General features: G+C 70.1%; 15 protein-coding genes and 2 pseudogenes. 10 read left to right on the top strand and 7 right to left on the bottom strand.

Annotated features, from left to right (window positions below; translation table 11 throughout):
• Positions 1 to 149 precede the first annotated feature (149 nt).
• The 5 genes and pseudogenes from A4E84_RS24790 (at position 150) to A4E84_RS24770 (ending at position 5,819) form a co-directional block, all read left to right on the top strand.
• Positions 150 to 959, top strand: a complete 810-nt coding sequence (locus A4E84_RS24790) for an ABC transporter ATP-binding protein (protein ID WP_062931596.1) — start codon at positions 150 to 152, stop codon at positions 957 to 959.
• Positions 956 to 1,717 carry an ABC transporter permease gene (locus A4E84_RS24785; RefSeq protein WP_062928656.1) on the top strand — a complete coding sequence of 254 codons (762 nt, stop codon included), beginning with the start codon at positions 956 to 958 and terminating at the stop codon, positions 1,715 to 1,717. The genes A4E84_RS24790 and A4E84_RS24785 overlap by 4 nt, the downstream gene beginning before the upstream one ends.
• Before the next feature lie 15 nt (positions 1,718 to 1,732).
• Entirely contained in the window at positions 1,733 to 2,527 is a 795-nt protein-coding gene (locus A4E84_RS24780; RefSeq protein WP_062928655.1) for a MerR family transcriptional regulator, read from the top strand.
• A gap of 122 nt (positions 2,528 to 2,649) precedes the next feature.
• A pseudogene (locus tag A4E84_RS24775) lies at positions 2,650 to 3,604 on the top strand (IS481 family transposase).
• Positions 3,605 to 3,923: 319 nt separating this feature from the next.
• Positions 3,924 to 5,819: an NACHT domain-containing protein gene (locus A4E84_RS24770; RefSeq protein ID WP_159029617.1), complete on the top strand. Its 1,896-nt coding sequence runs from the start codon at positions 3,924 to 3,926 to the stop codon at positions 5,817 to 5,819.
• 413 nt (positions 5,820 to 6,232) lie between these two features.
• On the opposite strand, the gene A4E84_RS24765 is transcribed toward A4E84_RS24770, so the two are convergent.
• Positions 6,233 to 6,790, bottom strand: a complete 558-nt coding sequence (locus A4E84_RS24765) for a hypothetical protein (RefSeq protein WP_237304993.1) — start codon at positions 6,788 to 6,790, stop codon at positions 6,233 to 6,235.
• 255 nt (positions 6,791 to 7,045) lie between these two features.
• Between A4E84_RS24765 and A4E84_RS24760 the strand changes: the two genes are divergently transcribed.
• Positions 7,046 to 7,987: an SLAC1 family transporter gene (locus A4E84_RS24760; RefSeq protein ID WP_062928653.1), complete on the top strand. Its 942-nt coding sequence runs from the start codon at positions 7,046 to 7,048 to the stop codon at positions 7,985 to 7,987.
• Here A4E84_RS24760 and A4E84_RS24755 read toward each other — a convergent pair.
• Positions 7,965 to 8,318, bottom strand: coding sequence for a hypothetical protein (locus tag A4E84_RS24755; RefSeq protein WP_062928652.1), 354 nt, complete (start codon positions 8,316 to 8,318; stop codon positions 7,965 to 7,967). The two genes, A4E84_RS24760 and A4E84_RS24755, sit on opposite strands and share 23 nt — an antisense overlap.
• 419 nt (positions 8,319 to 8,737) lie before the next feature.
• Between A4E84_RS24755 and A4E84_RS24750 the strand changes: the two genes are divergently transcribed.
• Complete coding sequence (locus tag A4E84_RS24750) at positions 8,738 to 9,796, top strand: C40 family peptidase (protein ID WP_062928651.1); 1,059 nt, start codon at positions 8,738 to 8,740, stop codon at positions 9,794 to 9,796.
• Between the two features lie 10 nt (positions 9,797 to 9,806).
• Here the strand turns inward: A4E84_RS24750 and A4E84_RS24745 are convergent, their stop codons facing one another.
• Both A4E84_RS24745 and A4E84_RS24740 read right to left on the bottom strand, forming a co-directional pair.
• Positions 9,807 to 10,529, bottom strand: a complete 723-nt coding sequence (locus tag A4E84_RS24745; protein ID WP_062928650.1) for a LuxR C-terminal-related transcriptional regulator — start codon at positions 10,527 to 10,529, stop codon at positions 9,807 to 9,809.
• The gene (locus A4E84_RS24740) at positions 10,526 to 11,818 is read right to left on the bottom strand and encodes an ATP-binding protein (RefSeq protein WP_062928649.1); all 1,293 of its coding nucleotides are present in this window, start codon (positions 11,816 to 11,818) and stop codon (positions 10,526 to 10,528) included. The genes A4E84_RS24745 and A4E84_RS24740 overlap by 4 nt, the downstream gene beginning before the upstream one ends.
• 177 nt (positions 11,819 to 11,995) lie before the next feature.
• On the opposite strand from A4E84_RS24740, the gene A4E84_RS24735 reads away from it, so the two are divergent.
• Positions 11,996 to 13,450: a PspC domain-containing protein gene (locus A4E84_RS24735; RefSeq protein ID WP_062928648.1), complete on the top strand. Its 1,455-nt coding sequence runs from the start codon at positions 11,996 to 11,998 to the stop codon at positions 13,448 to 13,450.
• Positions 13,437 to 13,661, top strand: coding sequence for a hypothetical protein (locus A4E84_RS24730; protein WP_062928647.1), 225 nt, complete (start codon positions 13,437 to 13,439; stop codon positions 13,659 to 13,661). Before A4E84_RS24735 ends, A4E84_RS24730 begins: the two co-directional genes overlap by 14 nt.
• Positions 13,662 to 13,675: 14 nt before the next feature.
• Here A4E84_RS24730 and A4E84_RS24725 read toward each other — a convergent pair whose 3' ends face one another.
• Together A4E84_RS24725 and A4E84_RS24720 are read right to left on the bottom strand one after the other, a co-directional pair.
• Positions 13,676 to 14,206 (bottom strand): DoxX family membrane protein, encoded by a 531-nt coding sequence (locus A4E84_RS24725; protein WP_062928646.1) that lies wholly within the window; start codon positions 14,204 to 14,206, stop codon positions 13,676 to 13,678.
• A gap of 132 nt (positions 14,207 to 14,338) precedes the next feature.
• Positions 14,339 to 15,697, bottom strand: coding sequence for a hypothetical protein (locus A4E84_RS24720; RefSeq protein WP_079129396.1), 1,359 nt, complete (start codon positions 15,695 to 15,697; stop codon positions 14,339 to 14,341).
• 184 nt (positions 15,698 to 15,881) lie between these two features.
• Here A4E84_RS24720 and A4E84_RS24715 point away from each other — a divergent pair.
• Positions 15,882 to 16,777, top strand: a pseudogene (locus A4E84_RS24715) (DUF4429 domain-containing protein).
• 20 nt (positions 16,778 to 16,797) lie between these two features.
• On the opposite strand, the gene A4E84_RS24710 reads toward A4E84_RS24715, so the two are convergent.
• A complete protein-coding gene (locus tag A4E84_RS24710) occupies positions 16,798 to 17,592 on the bottom strand; it encodes a class II aldolase/adducin family protein (protein WP_062928645.1) in 795 nt (264 codons plus the stop codon).
• Positions 17,593 to 17,679: the final 87 nt, after the last annotated feature.

Here is a 17,679-nt window from a genome sequence, read left to right as displayed (position 1 = left end):
CTACCGCCATCTTGAAGTGGCAGGCCAGGAGCCTGCTGGGACGCCGTGGTCGGGGCTGGCTTGACCTTGACGCTGGGTCAACCCTCCATCCTTCCGGCAGGAGCTTCCTCACAGCCGACTGGAAAGCTCCTCGAAGGAGGCAGATGACCATGGTGACCCAATCGATCGCCGGTCAGGCAATTCGCGTGCGGGGTCTGGAGAAGTCGTACGGGAAGCTCGAAGTGCTGCGCGGCGTGGACTTCGACGTGGCACGGGGCAACATCTTCGCCCTGCTCGGCTCCAACGGGGCGGGCAAAACCACGACCGTGAGGATCCTCGCCACGCTCCTGAAGGCCGACGCGGGGACAGCCACCGTCCATGACTGCGACGTCGCCACGCAACCGGCGAAGGTGCGGGAGTCCATCAGCCTCACCGGGCAGTTCGCGGCCGTCGACGAGATCCTCAGCGGTTGGGAGAACCTCGTACTCGTCGCCAGGCTGCGCCACCTCAAGGACCCGGGCGCGATCGCGGATGACCTGCTGAGGCGTTTCTCGCTGACCGACGCCGGCTCGCGAAAGGTGTCCACGTATTCGGGTGGGATGCGCCGCCGGCTGGACATCGCGATGAGCCTCATCGGAAATCCGTCCGTGATCTTCCTGGACGAGCCGACGGCCGGACTCGACCCCGAGGCGCGCATCGAGGTGTGGCATGCCGTCAAGGAGCTCGCCGGCCATGGAACGACGGTGCTGCTCACCACGCAGTACCTGGACGAGGCCGAGCAGCTCGCCGACCGGATCGCGATCCTCCACCAGGGGCGAATCATCGTGAACGGCACCCTCGCCGAACTCAAGCAGCTCTTCCCGCCCGCCAAGGTCGAGTACGTCGAGAAGCAGCCGACTCTGGAGGAGATCTTCCTCTCGGTCATCGGCGGCAGCGACAAGAGCGACGTCACTGGCACGACAACTGGGGGACAAGGATGACCACGTACTTCTTCAGCGACACTGCCGCGCTCACGGGGCGGACCTTGCGCCATGTCACACGCAGCATGGACACCATCATCACGACCGTCATCACGCCGGTCGCCATGATGCTGATGTTCGTCTACGTGTTCGGCGGCGCCATTGATACCGGGTCGGTTTCGTACGTGAACTACATGCTGCCCGGCATCCTGCTCATGACCATCGCATCGGGCATCTCCTACACGGCATACCGGCTGTTCACCGATGTGAAGAGCGGGATCTTCGAGCGATTCCAGTCCATGCCGATCGCGCGGTCAGGTGTGCTGTGGGCCCATGTCGTCACCTCTCTGGTCGCCAACCTGATCGCGCTCGTGCTCGTCGTGGGCGTCGCTCTACTCATGGGCTTCCGCTCAGGGGCAGGAGTGTCGGCATGGCTCGCGGTCGCCGGCATCTTGCTCTTGTTCACTCTGGCGCTGACCTGGCTCGCCGTGATCCCCGGGCTCTCCGCGTCGTCGGTCGAGGGAGCGGGCGCGTTCGCCTACCCGCTCATCTTCCTGCCGTTCGTCAGCTCGGCGTTCGTGCCCACAAAGACGATGCCCGGCCCGGTGCGCTGGTTCGCCGAGAACCAGCCGGTGACGTCGATCGTCAACACGATCCGCAGCCTGTTCGCCCAGCGGCCGGTCGGCGACGACATCTGGACCGCGCTCGCGTGGTGTGTGGGCATCCTCGCCGTGGCGTACGTCTTCGCGATGGCCGCCTATCGCCGGAAGATCGCCTGAGGCAGGCTGAGGCCCATGCTCACCATCAGCCAGCTTGCGGCGTACGCCGGGGTGACGGTGCGGGCGGTACGCCATTACCACAAGGTTGGGCTGCTGCCCGAGCCCGAGCGCGACCGGTCCGGGTACCGGACCTACGATGCCGCCGCGGTCGTGCGACTGATCCGGATCCGCACCCTGGCTGATGCAGGCGTGCCGCTGGCCAGAGTGCAGGAACTACTCGACGCCGACCCGGACGAGTTCGCCGGCGGTGTCCAGGAGATCGACAAGGATCTGCGCGCCGAGATCCGGCGGCTGCAGGACACCCGGAGCCGACTCGCCCGGCTCGCCGCCGGAGAACACCTGGCGCTTCCGCAGAGCGTCGTGGGCTACCTCGACCGGCTGCGCGGCCTCGGCGTCGGGGAGCGGTACATCGAGCTGGAGCGGGACGCCTGGATCATGATCGCCGCGCAGGTGCCGGACCTGATCGACTCCGTGATCGCCAAGAAACACGAGGAGCTGGACGACCCCGACATGGTGAGGCTCTACAGCTTCTTCACCGGGGAGCCCGACTGGCAGGTCGGCGATCCACGGATCGTCGAGGTCGCCGACATCCTGGAGCGCCTGATGATTCGCGCCGTGGAGGCCGGCGAGGTGGGTGCCGACGGCTTCGACGATCAGTTCGTCGCCCTGATGGACTCAACCATGCTTGAGTCCGCACCGGGCGCCGAACTGGTGTTGGCGATTCTGAAGGAGCGTGGCTGGAGTGGCTGGACCCGCATCGAGCGAGTGCCTGCTGACAGACTCAACACTGCCAGGGACCGGACACGCTAGTTGTTCTGTCCCGGGAGGTTGTGGACGGTGACAGGGCTCACGGCTGATCGATCTTGAAATGGGTGAGGGCCTTCTGGCCTGGTGTGGATTGCGACATCTGCACCAGCAACAGAAAGGCCCTCGTGCCCCACCGTAACGCACCCCTGACCGAGACCGGCCGCCTACGTCTGGCCCGCTGCGTGGTCGAGGACGGCTGGCCCCTACGCCGGGCCGCCGAACGCTTCCAGGTCTCACCGACCACCGCCCAGCGCTGGGCCGACCGCTACCGGCAGTTCGGCGAAGCCGGGATGTGCGACCGGTCCTCCCGCCCGCGCACCAGCCCGCGCCGGACCCCGACCCGCACCGAGCGCCGGATCATCAAGGTCCGCGTCCTGCGCCGCTGGGGACCGGCCCGTATCGCACACCTGCTGCGGCTGGTGCCCTCGACCGTGCACCGCGTCCTGGCCCGGTTCGGCCTGGCCCGCCTCACCCACCTGGACCGGGCCACCGGCCGTGTCATACGCCGCTACGAACGCGACCGGCCCGGCGAACTCGTGCACGTCGACATCAAGAAGCTCGGCAACATCCCCGACGGCGGCGGACACAAGGTCCTGGGCCGACAAGCAGGCAGCAAGAACCGCAAGAACGCCGGTTACAGCTACCTGCACACCGCTGTCGACGACCATTCCCGCCTGGCCTACAGCGAGATCCATCCGGACGAGAAGAAGGAGACCGCCACCGGCTTCTGGACCCGGGCCCAGGCGTACTTCACCCAGGCCGGGATCACCGTCGAGCGCGTCCTGACCGACAACGGCTCCTGCTACCGCTCACGCGACTGGCGTGACCTGCTGGCGGCAGCCGGGATCGCCCACAAGCGAACCCGGCCCTACCGGCCGCAGACCAACGGCAAAGGTCGAACGCTTCAACCGCACCCTGCTCGACGAATGGGCCTACGCCCGCCCCTACCAATCAGAGCAGGAACGACGTGACACCTTCCCCGACTGGCTGCACACCTACAATCACCACCGCGGACACACCGCGCTGAAGGGCCAACCACCCGCCAGCCGCGTCCCCAACCTCACAGGGCAATACAGCTAGTGAGAAGACCACGCGGACAAATCAATGAGAAGCGATGACGAACGCCCAGCCCACGAGAACCCGACCGGACAAGAGTGTTGAGAACCTACAGCTTGTGTAGGCCCGCATTTGAGTTGACCTTTTCTCATCGTTCTGTCCGTGGCTTGTCCGATTGGACAGGGCGATGAGAAGCCCACTCTCGCGGGTGGTGGCAGCCGTCTCTATAGCACACCACGCCGACTGGCCTGACGATCAGTCTGAAATGGCAGCACGGTTCCAGTCAGTCAGGGCAGGATCGGAGACCATGCGGGGTTGGGGGCGCGCGGGGTGGACCGCGGCAGTGATCATCAGTGTTGTCCTGTGTGTGGGCGGGTTTTGGTGGACCGTGCTTGCCCTGAGGCGACAGGGGGACCTGACCCATACCGACACGGCAGGGGTGCTGTCCTTCCTGCCCGGCTTGGTCGGAGCCGTGTTCGGAGGCTGGGGGTTTGCAGCCGCCATGCGGGCGCTACGTGCTCAGCGCGCCGCCGAGGCGGCCGCCGTGGATTTGGACCGGGTCGCTGAGCAACTGGCGGTGGCGGTCAAGGTCCAGTGGGAGGCCGAGGAGGCTGTGCGCCGGGTCAATGACCCCGGCCCACTGCCCGTCGCCTGGCGAGCCGCCGAGGCCGATGTGGCCGAGCCGTGGCCGACGCTGGTGGGCTTGGCGCGCGCCTGGCCGGGCGGGCCTCCCGGCACCCCCTCTCTGTGGCCCGCCGATGCTGCCGGACTGGCCGGGCGGGACGGGCAGATCGGGGAGGTGTTCTATGACTGGGTGCCCACTCGCCGCCTGGTGATCCTGGGCGAGCCGGGCGCCGGTAAGAGTGTTGTACTCATCCGCCTGCTGCGGCACATCATCGAGACCCGCACCCCCAGCGAACCCGTGCCTGTGCTGTTCTCCCTCTCCTCCTGGAATCCTCAAAAGCAGACGTTGAAGGCCTGGCTCGCCGACCAGCTACGCCGCGCCTACCCCGCCCTGTGCGCCACCGCCACCCGCGGTGACGGATCCGATGACCTGACTCAGGCGTTGCTGGACGCTGGCCGTATCCTGCCGCTCCTCGACGGCCTCGACGAGCTCTCCCAGGTCTGGCACTCCACCGCAATCGATGCCCTCAACCGGGCCCTTCCCGCGAAACAGCCCCTAGTCGTGGCCTGCCGCGCTGACTCCTACCGGGAGGCCCTGACCTACCCGGGAGGCATGGTCCGTCTCAACGGCGCCGCCGCCATCGAACTCCTTCCCCTCGAACGGGACGTCGCGGCCGCCTATCTGCAACGGGATGCTGGCGGCCCGCACATTCCGGCAGCCGAGCGGTGGGATGCCGTGATCGCGCTTTTGGGCACCGATTCCCCGGTCGGGCAGGCGCTGAGCACCCCGCTGGGTCTGTTCCTGGCCCGCACCATCTATAACCCCCGCCCCCAGCCCAGCACCGTCACTGCACCGTCGGCCCCGCATCCGGACGAACTGTGCAACATGGCATTCCCCGACCGCGCCGCGGTGAACACACACCTGTTCCAGGCATTCATCCCCGCCGCCTATACCCCCCACCAGGAGCACCCATCTCGCTGGACCGTCAAGCAGGCCCGCGACACCTTCGTCCTCCTCGCCCAAATCCTGCGAGACAGCCCAAACATCGACTGGTGGATCCTCCCCGGCGCCATCCCCCAGTACATCCACCGGCTCGTGTTCGCAATCGCCTTCGGGATCGCCTTCGGGACCGCGGGTGGGCTCGCGCTCGGGCCGGCGTTCGGGATTGCGTTCGGGCCCGCGGCCGCGCTCGCATGCTGGTCCGGCGACTCGTTCAGTGACGACGTCAGCGAGGAAGTGAACGCGATGTTCCTGTGGGGCGACTCCTCGCTCAGCCCTGGGGAGGTTTTAGCGTTGGTGCCCGGGGTCGGGATCGTAGGCGGGCTCTTGTACGGGGTCGTTGCCGGGATCGCAGGCGGCGTCTCGCTTGGGATCGCGAGCGCGGTCGCATACGTCCTCGTCTACGGCCTCGCGTTCGGGTTGAACGGGCGGACGGAACGGGCGCGCTTCGCCATAGCGCGTACGTACCTGGCTGTGCGTCGCGGCACGCCGTGGAACCTGATGGCATTCCTGCAGGACGCGCACGCAAAGCGCGGCGTGCTGCGGCAGGTCGGGGAGGCGTACCAGTTCCGGCATATCGAGCTGCAGCGCCATCTCGCCCAGCAACAGATCTGAACCCACCCCCAACGCTTGAACTGTCGTGGACACTCCGCCATCGCAGCGGTTCCGGCGGAGAACCGGACACGCTGATGAGAAAAACCACACGGACAGATCAATGAGATACCGCGACGAACGCCCAGCTCACAAGCGTCCGGGCGGACAAAAAGGTTGAGAACCTACAAAGGTCTCCGCAGGGCCGCTTCGGGTCAGTCGGATTCTCAGCGATCTGTCGTCAGTCCGTCGTCTGCGACAGATCGCTGGGAAACGCTCCGTGGGGTGGCAGCGCCGGTTGCGGCCGTCCGTGAGTGCTGACGGATTCGATGCACACCCTGATATCTTCCTGGCGCACTTCAGCGGCATTGAATTCGCGGCATTGAAATGCCGGCCGACGCCCTACGCGATACGACGCGGCCCGCCACGAGTGGAGGTCAGTTGCATCCGGACATCGTGTAAGTGTTGTCGACGACGACACTGCTCCCGGACTTCATGTAGGAGTACGCCTCGCCGCAGCCGCCGCGCTTCTGGTAAACGGGCCCGGCGTAGGTGCTGTACGTGCCGAAGTCCTCGGCGTGCGGTGTGTCGGTGAAGTTGTCCTTCAGCCGGATGCCCATGGAGCGCGCGGAGCCGGTGTCGTTGAAGAGGACACCGCAGATGTACTTGTCGTACAGCTTGTTGGAGCCGCTGTACTTGCCGTTCCACCACAGGTAGAGGCTGGCGTTGCTGCCGTAGCGCGCAGCGCCGGCGGAGATGGTGTAACCGGAGCCGCAAACGTTGGCGGCAGCCGCGGTGACGGTGGTGTTGGCTTGCAGAAGCGCCTTGCCGTCGGCGCCTTCGATCACCTTGAGGCCCTTGCTGCCTCTGAGTTCGATGATCTTCGGTTCCTTCGTGTCTAAGTCGGCGGCGGCGTCAGCGCTCGTAGCGGTGACGGCGGTCAGGGCCAGGGCTGCTGCGACGACGGTGCTACGCCTGACGGAACGCGTGAACATGGAGCTCCTTTGTCATATCCTCGATTTGGAAACGGGTGAGACTGTATCCCCATATGGTGTCCCGCAATGGTTTATTGAGCTGGTTTTGAGCTTCGCGAATACGGAATACCGTCTTCCTTTTTCTCGCGTCGTAGGCCATCGGATTCCTTGCGTCTTGGATCGAGGCACGCGCGTGTGCAGTCTCGTCACGCCTTTCGAGGGGCACGCGCGCGTGCCCCTCTCGTAACGGGTGCGACGCTCTCTAGCATCGGCACCATGTCCGGTCCCTCCCTATTTGCCACCTGGTGGTCGGCGTACGCGCTGGCGACCGGCATCGTGTCGGTCGGTCTCGACTCGGCGGGGTACGAGGTCCTTTCCCACCTCGCCCTCGCCCTGGCCTGCGCGGCCTGGCTGGTGGCGGCCGCGGGCCTCGCCCAACGGGCACGCGGCGGGTGGCGGGCGCAGACGCCGGCCGCGCTCACGGCCGTGGCGGCGACCGCCGTCCTCGGCACCGGCTTCTCCGCGGCCGGCCTGCAGCCTCTCGCCGAGGCGCTGCTGGCGCTCGCGATGCTGCTCTGGGCAGTGCTGCTCACCGCGGAGGCCGGGGGGCGGCGCGGCACGGTGTTCCTGCGCTGCGTGGCCACCCAGGGGCTCGCCGTGCTCGGCGCCACGCTCGCAGCGGCCGATGCGTCGGCCTGGCTCGCCCACGCGGCCCTGGTGCTGTTCTGGCTGGGCCTCGCGCTCTACGGCTTCGCCCTGTTCCGCTTCCAGCCCCGGCAGGTGGAGGAGGGGGGCGGGGACCACTGGCTCGCGGCGGGCGCTCTCGCCGTCTCCGCACTGGCCGGGGCGAGACTCCTCAGCGCCGACAGCGCGCGCCTGTATCTGTGGAACGAGGAGAACACCGATGCCCTGCGCACGACGGCCGTCACGCTGCTCGTGCTCGCGCTGATCGCCTGCGTCGCCCTGCTTCTCGCCGAGCTCTTCTGGCCCCGCCACCACTACGACGTGCGGCGCTGGGCGACCGTGTTCGCCGCGGCGGTGACGGCCGCCGCCACTCTGGCGGTCGCCGCCGCCCTGGACGTCCCCTGGCTCGACGCCGCCGGAGAGGTGCTGCTGTGGGCCGCGGTGGCCGCGTGGCTCGGGTGCACCGCCTGGGCGGTCACCTCGGCCCGGGCCGGCACCCGGCGCTCCCGGGTCAGGTCCAGAGCACGGCGATGAAGATGTTCGCCGTCGTCAGCAGACCGACCAGACCGAAGAGGCCCTTGTCCACCTTCTCGTCGTCCCGCTTCACATAGACCAGGCCGAGGATCACGATCAGCAGGGCCAGCTTCACGCCGATCTTGATGTTGTTCACGGACTGGTCGTCGGCCTGGTTGAGGCCGACCAGGATCACACCGGTGACCAGCATCGTGAGCGCGCCGTGCAGCATCGCGGGGGTGTAGCGGGCGATACCCTCGCCCATCGCCTTCATCTGGGTGAGGAAACCGCCCAGGAGCGAGGCGATGCCGATGATGTGGAGGCCGACGAAGAGGTGGATGAGTACGTCCATGAGGCCGGAGCCTAATCAGGGCCCCGAGACCGTCCGACACCGGCCCAGTGATGCATATATGCGCCCCATAGCACCCGATCACGGTCACTCACTCATGATTCGGCACATCGGTCATCACGCTGAGTGAAGTCGACGGCGTCGAGATGGGACCACGGTCGCATACGGTCACCGCCGGTCCTCTCAAGACACTTCCGCACACCTGCCACCGCCCCGTCACGGTGACGTTTAGCGTCCTCCACCAGGTGCCCGGCTCCCCACCGCCGCCCGGGCCAGGGGCGGCAGTCGGACACCACCGCCGAAAAGTCCGGCGGCGATCCGCTCCCCCTGTGCGGGCCGTCGCCGGACGCGCAGGCCGCCCGTCCGCTCCCCCGGCGGCCGCACGCACCCGTCGGCGGTCGAGGAAAGGACGTGGCCTCCAGGTGGCAGCGCACCGCAAGCCCCGACAGCGCTCGATGGGTGGCGGCAAGGCCCGTACGGCCGTGACGATCGCCCTCGCGGGCGCGGCGACGGCGACGGGTCTCGACGGAACCGGACACGCCGAACCACAGCTCACCCCCGGCCAGGTCAAGGCCAAGGTGGACAAGCTGTACCAGGAGGCGGAGGTCGCCACCGAGAAGTACAACGGCGCGAAGGAGAAGGCCGAAGCGGCCGGGCAGCGGCTGAAAAGCCTCCAGGACCAAGCGGCTCGCAAGGAGGAACGGCTCAACTCCGCCCGCGATGCGCTGGGTTCGGTCGCCGCCGCGCAGTACCGCGCCGGCGGCCTCGACCCCGCGGTACAGCTCGCCCTCTCCGACGATCCCGACCGGTACCTGGAGAACGCCGAGTTCGTCGAGCGGGCCGGCAGTCGGCAGAACGCCGCCGTCGCCGGTGTACGCAAGCAGCTCCGGGAGATCGAGCAGCTGCGCGGGGCCGCCCACATCGAGCTGACGTCCCTGAAGTCACGCCGGGCGGAGTTGAAGCAGCACAAGAAGACGATCACCGGCAAGCTCGGCTCGGCACGGCAGCTGCTGTCCCGGCTCGGCCCGCAGGAACGTTCCCTGCCCGGCGCGTCGCAGGACCGCGCCTCGCGCTCGACGGGCGCACGGGACACCCTCGCGGCCCCCGGCTCCGCCTTGTCCCAGGCGACCGACTCCCGCGCGGCCGCCGCCGTCTCCTACGCCTACCAGAAGCTCGGCAGCCCCTACGTCTGGGGCGCCACCGGCCCGAACGCCTTCGACTGCTCGGGCCTCGTCCAGGCCGCGTACCGCGCCGCCGGCGTCTCCCTGCCCCGCACGACGTACTCCCAGATCGCCGCGGGCCGCCGCGTCTCCCGCTCCGAACTGCTCCCGGGTGACCTCGTCTTCTTCTACGCCGGCATCAGCCATGTCGGCATCTACGTGGGCAACGGCCGCATGATCCACGCCCCGAACCCCTCGGCGCCGGTACGCGTCGCCCCGCTCGACGAGATGCCGTACGCGGGAGCGACGCGGGTGGTGTGAGCGCCGCCGGTCAGACGAGCCGGCGAGCCGTCGCCCAGCGCGTCAGCTCGTGCCGGTTGGAGAGCTGGAGCTTGCGCAGGACCGCCGAGACGTGCGACTCGACGGTCTTCACGGAGATGTACAACTGCTTGGCGATCTCCTTGTACGCGTAGCCCCGGGCGATGAGCCGCAGCACCTCGCGTTCGCGCTGGGTCAGGCGGTCCAGGTCCTCGTCGACCGGCGGTGCGTCCGTGGAGGCGAAGGCGTCCAGGACGAACCCGGCCAGCCGGGGCGAGAAGACGGCGTCGCCCTCCTGGACACGGAAGATGGAGTTCACGAGGTCCGTGCCGGTGATCGTCTTGGTGACGTACCCGCGGGCGCCGCCGCGGATCACGCCGATCACGTCCTCCGCCGCGTCCGACACGGACAGCGCCAGGAAACGGACCGGCTGCTCGGTGTCGCCCATCAACGGGGCACAGCGGCGCAGCACTTCGACGCCGCCACCGCCCGGCAGGTGCACGTCGAGGAGGACCACCTCGGGCCGGGTCGCGGTGATCACCGTGACCGCTTGGTCGACGTCCGCGGCCTCGCCGACGACCTCGACACCGGTCTGCTCGGTCTGCCCGATCTCGGCCTGGACCCCCGTACGGAACATACGGTGGTCGTCCACGAGGACCACGCGCACACGGCGCCCCGGTCCGCCGGCCGCCTCCGCCGGTCCCGCCGTACCGTTCGCCTCGGTCGGGTCGCTCATGACGTCTTCTCCGCCCTCTCCATTTCCAGCTCGACCTCCGTGCCGCCGTCCGGCACCGCGCGCAGCCGCGCCGTACCGCCGTTGCGCTCCATGCGGCCGATGATCGATTCCCTGACACCCATCCGGTCGGCGGGTATCGAGTCGAGGTCGAAGCCGGGGCCGCGGTCCCGGACGGACACGAAGACCGTCTTCCCCTCGACCTCGGCGAAGACCTGCACGGCGCCGCCCTCGCCACCGTACTTGGCGGCGTTCACCATTGCTTCCCGCGCGGCCTGCATCTGTGCGGCGATCCTCTCGTCGAGCGGGCAGTCGCCGACGACCACGACCTCGATGGGCACGCCGTGCTTGTCCTCCACCTCGGCCGCGTTGCGCCGCACGGCGTCGGCGAGGGTGGTGGGTTCGTCGGCCTCGTCCTTGCCGGTGCCTTCGGGTTTGTAGAGCCAGGTGCGCAGGTCGCGCTCCTGGGCACGGGCCAGGCGGCGGACCTCGTTCGCGTTCTCCGCGTTGCGCTGGATGAGCGTGAGGGTGTGCAGCACCGAGTCGTGCACATGGGCGGCGACCTCCGCGCGCTCCTGGGCACGGATGCGCATCAAACGCTCCTCGGAGAGGTCCTGCGTCATGCGCACCAGATACGGCCCGGCGAGGAGCGTTATGCCGACGAGGACCGCGAGGGCCGCCTGGAGGACGGAGCCGAGGTGGGCCGCGGAACCCTGGAGGACGAAGATGCCGGAGACGCCGGCCGTCACCAGCAGCACGCCGCCCACCGAGCGCAGCAGCGTGACCGTGCGCCGACGGCGGCCGACCTCGACCCAGCGGGCCCGGCGGGCGTTGTCCGCCTGCCGCCAGACCAGGGCGACGCCCGCGCCGACGAGCACCGTCGGCCAGAGGTACGCCCTTACTCCCCCGCTGAGGTTCACGTTGCCCACGAAGACCATGGCCACCACGACCATGAGGAGCAGGGCCACGATCTGGCCCTTGTCGGGCCTGCGCGCGACGCGTCTGCGGCGGCCGTCGGGCGAGGTCTCCGCGGCCGGCGGCGACGGCGGCTTCTGTGCCTCGACACCGCCGACGCCGAGCGGGACGAAGAACCAGAACGCGGCGTACAGCAGCGCACCGAGGCCGTCGGCCATGAACAGGCCGACGAAGACGAGCCGTACCCAGATCACGGGCAGCCCGAGGTGCCCGGCGAGGCCCCGCGCCGCGCCCCCGAGCCAGCGTCCGTCACTGCTGCGGTAGAGCTTGCGCGGCGGCCGCGGTTCGGCGAGTGGCGCTGCTGCGGCTTCCGACATGCCATTGATGGTCACATGTGCGGGAGGCCGGAGCATCAGGGTCGGCCCCTGAGGCTCCCCTGATCTCCGTGGGCCGCTCCTCGAACGCTTCCCGAGCCGCCTCTCAGGGCCGATATCAGGGTCCGGCCAGGGTCGTTCCGACTCCCGCCGGGGCGTCGCGCCCGTCACCATGGACCCATGACCGATCACGAGCACGCCGCGACGGGTCCGGGACCCGGCCCCGGCCCGCGCCCCGCCCCGGGCGCCGGGCCGCAGGGTGCCGCGCCCGCCGCGGGTCCCGCGCCCGGGCGCGCGGACGCGGGAGAGCAGGGAGGAGCCCCCGGCTCGGCCGCCCCCGCCGAAGACGGTGTCCCACCGGGGCCGCCCCACGCGTTCCGCCGCGACCGCCGCCACAAGACCCTGGCCGGCGTCTGCGCGGGGCTCGGACGGCAGTGCGACATGGACCCGGTGATCTTCCGCATCACCCTCGCGGTGCTCTCCGCCACCGGCGGCATCGGCCTGCTCTTCTACGGCTTCGCCTGGCTCCTCGTCCCGTACGACGACGAGGAGAAGAACGAGGTCCGCAAACTGCTCACCGGCCGGGTCGACGGTCAGGCCCTGGCGGCCGTGCTGTTCGCGCTGGTCGGCTGTGGGGTGTTCCTGACGATGCTGAACAACGGCGGGGTGCTGACCTTCGCCGTCGTCCTCTCCCTCCTCCTCGCGGGCGCCGGCTACTGGTCGCGCCACCGCGGCGCCCCCAGCCCCGATCCCCTGGCCGCGCAGGCCGTCGCCGACGCCCCGCCGGAACCCCAGGCGCCGCCGGTGTTCCTCACCACCCCTTCCTGGTGGCGCGACCCGATCGTGAAGGACGGCACCCACATCGGCGGCACGGGCTACCTGTGGGGCCCCCGCGACCCCCACGACCTGGACATCGCCGCGGCCCTCAACATCAGCCTCGGTACGCGGCCGGGTGCCCGCGAGGACATCCCCGCCCCGCGCCCCCGGCCGCCCCAGCCGCGCGGGCCGCGCTCGATCGGCGGCTCCGTCTTCCTGCTGGCCCTGCTCGCGGGCGCCCTGGGCACGAGCCGCACATGGGACGGCCACCCGCTCGGCACCAGCCTGCAGACGGGCCTCGCCTGTGCGCTCGCCGTCCTGGGCCTGGGCATAGCCGTCAGCGCCTTCCTGGGCCGGACCGGCGCCGGCTCGGTCTTCCTGGCGATCATCACGGCCGGCCTGCTCGCCGGCGCGGCGGCCCTGCCCAAGGACATCGACACCCACTGGGCGCGCACCACCTGGCAGCCCGCCGCGGTCGCGGACGTACGTACGCGGTACGACCTGGGCACCGGCGTCGGCACCTTGGATCTGAGCAAGCTGGACGTGTCCGGGAAGCAGACGGTCACGACAGGGGCGGAGGTCGGCATGGGAAGGATCAAGGTGCTCGTGCCCGAGGACGTGACCGTGCGGCTGAACGTCGAGGTGGGCATAGGAGACCTCCAGCTGCCGGGCGACGACCCGAAGGACGTGGACGTGCAGCCGGACCAGCACAAGGAGATCACCCTCTCTCCCGCCGAAGGCGTCGAGAAGTCCGGCACCATCGACCTGGACCTCCGGGTCGGCATGGGCCAGGCGGAGGTGACCCGTGCTGCGTCATGAACTCCAGCCCGGAAAGCTGATCGCCGGCCTCGTCCTCGTGCTGGCGGGCGTCCTCTACGCCGGTGACGCGGCCGGCGCCTGGGATATCCCGTGGTTCGTGGTGATCCCCCTCGTCACGGGCGGGCTGTGCCTCGCCGGCGCCGTGGCGTTCCTGACCGGCCGCGTACGGCGCCGCCGCCAGAGGGGCCGTACGGGCGCGGAACCGGCGTGACGGTGACCGGCCCGCTACTGATACCCGCCGCTCCGCTGCCGTCGCCGTGACCGTAGCGCGGCGTCGAGGGACAGCAGGGGCGCGCCCGCGAGGATCAGAGGGGTCCAGGCCATGAGGTAGGCGAGGTCGTTGCCGTAGTAGTACGGGTCGGAGGCCCAGCTCACGGTCAGCCACAGGCTGAGGGAGATCAGCGCGCCGCCGAGTGCGGCCAGACGGGCGAGGAGGCCGAGCAGCGTTCCGATGCCGACGGCGAGTTCACCGAAGGCCATGGCGTAGCCGAAACCGACCGGGCTCTTCAGGGAGAGGTCGACCAGGGCGGGAATGGCGGAGGAGTCGCGTACGGCACGCATCATGTCGCCGATCGAGCCGGCACCGGCGTCCTTCATGAAGGCGCTGTCGGTGAGTTTGTCCAGGCCGGCGTAGATGAAGGTGACGCCGAGGAAGATGCGCAGGGGCAGCAGGGCATAGCGGGTGGCGTTGTCCCGCAGGCCTCCCCCCGTGCCGAAATGGGGGGAGTGCGTGTCCGTTCGCATACCGTGAGTCATCGCTGTTAGCCGCCTCTCGCCGGTGCCGCCCCTCAACAGACGATACGTACGACAAACGGACCGCGCTCAATCCTGAGTCACCGGCTTGTTTCGTCGTACCGGGTGGCGGCGGGGGCCCCGAGGGCCCGTCGCTCACTCCGTCACGTCGACCGCGTACCGGTTCGTCTCCACCCCGGCCGCCGTGACGACCTGCACCTCGACCCTCCCCGGTTCGACATCCGCCGGCACCGGCACGGTCAGCAGGTCGTCCGTGGGGTTGCGGAACCCTCCGGGAACCGGGATCAACGGCACGTGGACGTGCACCGCGCCGACGCGCACGACCATCCGGGACAGCCGGTCGGCCCCCTGCGCCCCCGGCGGCACGAATCCCGCACCACGGATCTCGATGTCGTCCCCGGTGCGGATGGGCCCGTCCAGGTCGCCCGCCTCCCGGGCCCGGACCACGGAGAGGATGACCGGCCGGCCGCCCTCCGCGTACTTCCCGGCGAGATAGGTCGCCGCCGACACGAGCACCACCACCGCCAGCCCCCACGGCAGATCCGGCAGCTGCTCCGGCCGCCTGGCCAGCCGTACCGCCGCGAAGACCAGGGCGACCCCGCTGATCAGTACGTACTGGATGTCGGCGAAGGTGCCCCGGCCGGCGTCGTCGGTCAGCAGGTCGGCGGCCCGGGGCCGGTCGGCACGCACCTTCTGCAGCCGTTGCCCCAGCACCCGCAGCCCGACCACCCGCCGCACGAGCACGGCGATCCCGCACAGCACGGCGAGCACGGTCACGATCCCGGCGCCCCGGGCGAGGTCCAGCCCGGAGATCAGCGCGTCCCGCTCCCGGTGCCGGGAGGCGGCGGCCAGCCGCCCCGCGAGGACGAGCACCGAGTAGGCCACGAACAGCACCCACGCCGCGGCGACCGTACGGGAGGTGGACAGCCGGTTGTCCTCACCGATCACGGGCGCCAGCACCCCGCCCTTCGCCCGGTGGAACCACGAGGCGGCGGTCAGCGACGAGGCCAGCACCAGGGCCGCGGCCAGCCCGGCCGTACGCGCCGCCGTCCAGCCCGCACCGACCGCCGTGAGGGCCTGTCCGAGCAGCAACAGCACCACGGCGGCCCACACGACACCCGCCGTACGCCGCCACAGGCCCGTCAGCCAGGCCTGCCCCTCGGCCCGCCCCCGCTCGGCGACGTGTTCGGCGGACTGCGCCAGTTCCTCGGAGACCCACTGGCGGGAGGCCGACGCGGAGTGGGCCACCGCGGCCGGCAGCCCCTGCCCGGCAGCGAACTCGTCACGCCGGCGCAGGAACGCGGCGACGGCCCGCCGGTGCCCCTCGCGCGCACCGTGCGGACAGTCCCCGCAGGCGCATCCGCCCCCGTGAGCGCCTCCGGGTCCGCCCGGCTGACCACCTGGGTAACTCCCGGCGTATCCCTCGGCATAAGCCCCCGCACGCGCGTACCCGCCCGCGTCCGGGCCGCCCTGTCCTGCCTCCCGCACCGCCACGCCCGACGCCCGCCTTCCCGCGACCCAACCACCGCCGGCCTTCCGGACCCCGGAAACACCGCTGTACAACTCCCGTGCGACGACAGCGAATTGTGCCCTACACCACCCGGCTCCCGTTGGCCCGGACTGGTCAACACGGGTGAAGTTCGGCGTGCCGTGTTGACCCGGCTGGGAGAATTCCCCTATGGCCGAGATCATCCAGCGTGACGGGACCTGGGCCTTCGACGGCGACACACTCCGGATCACGCCCGGCCTGCACCGCTCCGTGCCGCTTCTCCGGCGGACGTACGGGGAGATCTCCGTGCCGCTCACAGCGGTCTCCGGCGTCGCCCTGGAAACCGTTCGCGGGCACGGGCGGCTGCGGTTGCGGCTGCGCGAGGGCGTCGACCCCCTGCTCCAGGCGACCGGCGGGCGACTGCCCGACGCGGCCGACCCCTACCGGCTGACGGTGGCCGCCGACCGGACGGGGGCAGCCGAGTACGTCGCCGAGGAGATCCGCCGCGCGCTGCTCCTCGACCGGGTCCCGAAGGGGCCGGCGGAGGCCTACCTGCTGCCCGGCCCGCCGGTTCCGGTCTCGGTACGCACCTCGGACGGGACGGTCTCCTTCGACGGCACGCGGATACGGATCGACTGGGCCGACACTCCGAACGGGTCAAACGCGCCACCGGCCCGCGGATCATCACCATGGGCGACCTCGTGCGGGTCGAGTGGTTGCCGAACACCCGCCACGAGGACGGTTCGCTGCGCTTCGTGACCCGCGAGACGGTGCTCTCGAAACTTCCGCCGGACAAGGACCCGTACGCCCTGGAGCTGTGGGGCAGCGCCCGCCGCGACCTGCTCACCGCGCTCGTCGCGGCGGCCGTCACCGCCCGGCTGCCGCACCCGTCCACGCGCACCGCCACCGCCACCGCCACCGAGAACGGCGCATTCCCCGCCCGCGCCCCCGTGCCACCGCAGGCCGCCGACCACCACGACGTCCTCCTGCGCCGACTGCGCGAGCTGGGCCGGCTCCACCGCGACGGCGTCCTCACGGACGAGGAGTTCGCGAGGACCAAGGCGGTGGTGCTGCGCGGCTTCTGACCCGGCGCGGCAGACCGGCGTCAGCCCAGCAGACCCGGCTCGCTCCGGCTGACGTCCTCCCACATGGGCTGGTAGTTGATCCACGCCACCAGGTCGCCGCCCAGCTGCTCGCGTGTCGCCACCGCCATCCGGTGATCGATGCGGACCGGTCGCCCGGCCGCCTGGGCCGTCAGCTGCACCTGGCAGGAGCGCTCCATCGACACGAACCACCAGGCCGCCGCGTCCACCGAGTCGCCGACGGTCAGCAGCCCGTGGTTGCGCAGCACGAGCGCCTTGCGGGAGCCGAGCACAGCGGCGATGCGCCGCCCCTCCTCGGCGTCGACGGAGACGCCGGTGTAGGTGTCGTAGAGGGCGTGATCCTCGTAGAAGGCACAGCTCTCCTGGGTGATGGGCTCCAGCAGCTCGCCGAGGGCCGCGAGCGCACGGCCGTGCACGGAGTGGCAGTGGGCGACGGCGACCACGTCCGGCCGGGCCGCGTGGACCTGGGCGTGCACGGTGAAGGCCGCCTGGTTGACGTGGTAGCCGCCCTCGACGACCTGGCCGTCCTGGTTGGCGAGCACGAGGTCGCTCACGGTGACGTGCCGGAAGGGCATCCCGAACGGGTTGACCCAGAAGCAGTCGGTGAATTCCGGGTCGCGGGCGGTGATGTGCCCGGAGACGCCGTCCTCGAAGCCGAGCCGGCCGAAGATCCTCAGGGCGCCGGCGAGCCGTTCCTTGCGGTGCCGGCGCTCGTCCTCGACCGACTCGTGCATCGGCGGCATGGCGAACCGCAGCCGGTCGGTGGGCAGCGGCAGGGGCGGCGTGGGCCCGTGCATAGGTCCTCCAGCACTGGTTCTGCGTACGGGCGGAAGTTACCGTCCGTGAGGCCGGGAAGAACAGGAGCGATTCGTGAAGATGCCACG

The organism is Streptomyces qaidamensis, from assembly GCF_001611795.1.
GTDB classification, from domain to species: domain Bacteria; phylum Actinomycetota; class Actinomycetes; order Streptomycetales; family Streptomycetaceae; genus Streptomyces; species Streptomyces qaidamensis.
The sequence above is the reverse complement of the archived record's forward strand: the minus strand, read 5'-3'. Positions and strand labels throughout refer to the sequence as shown.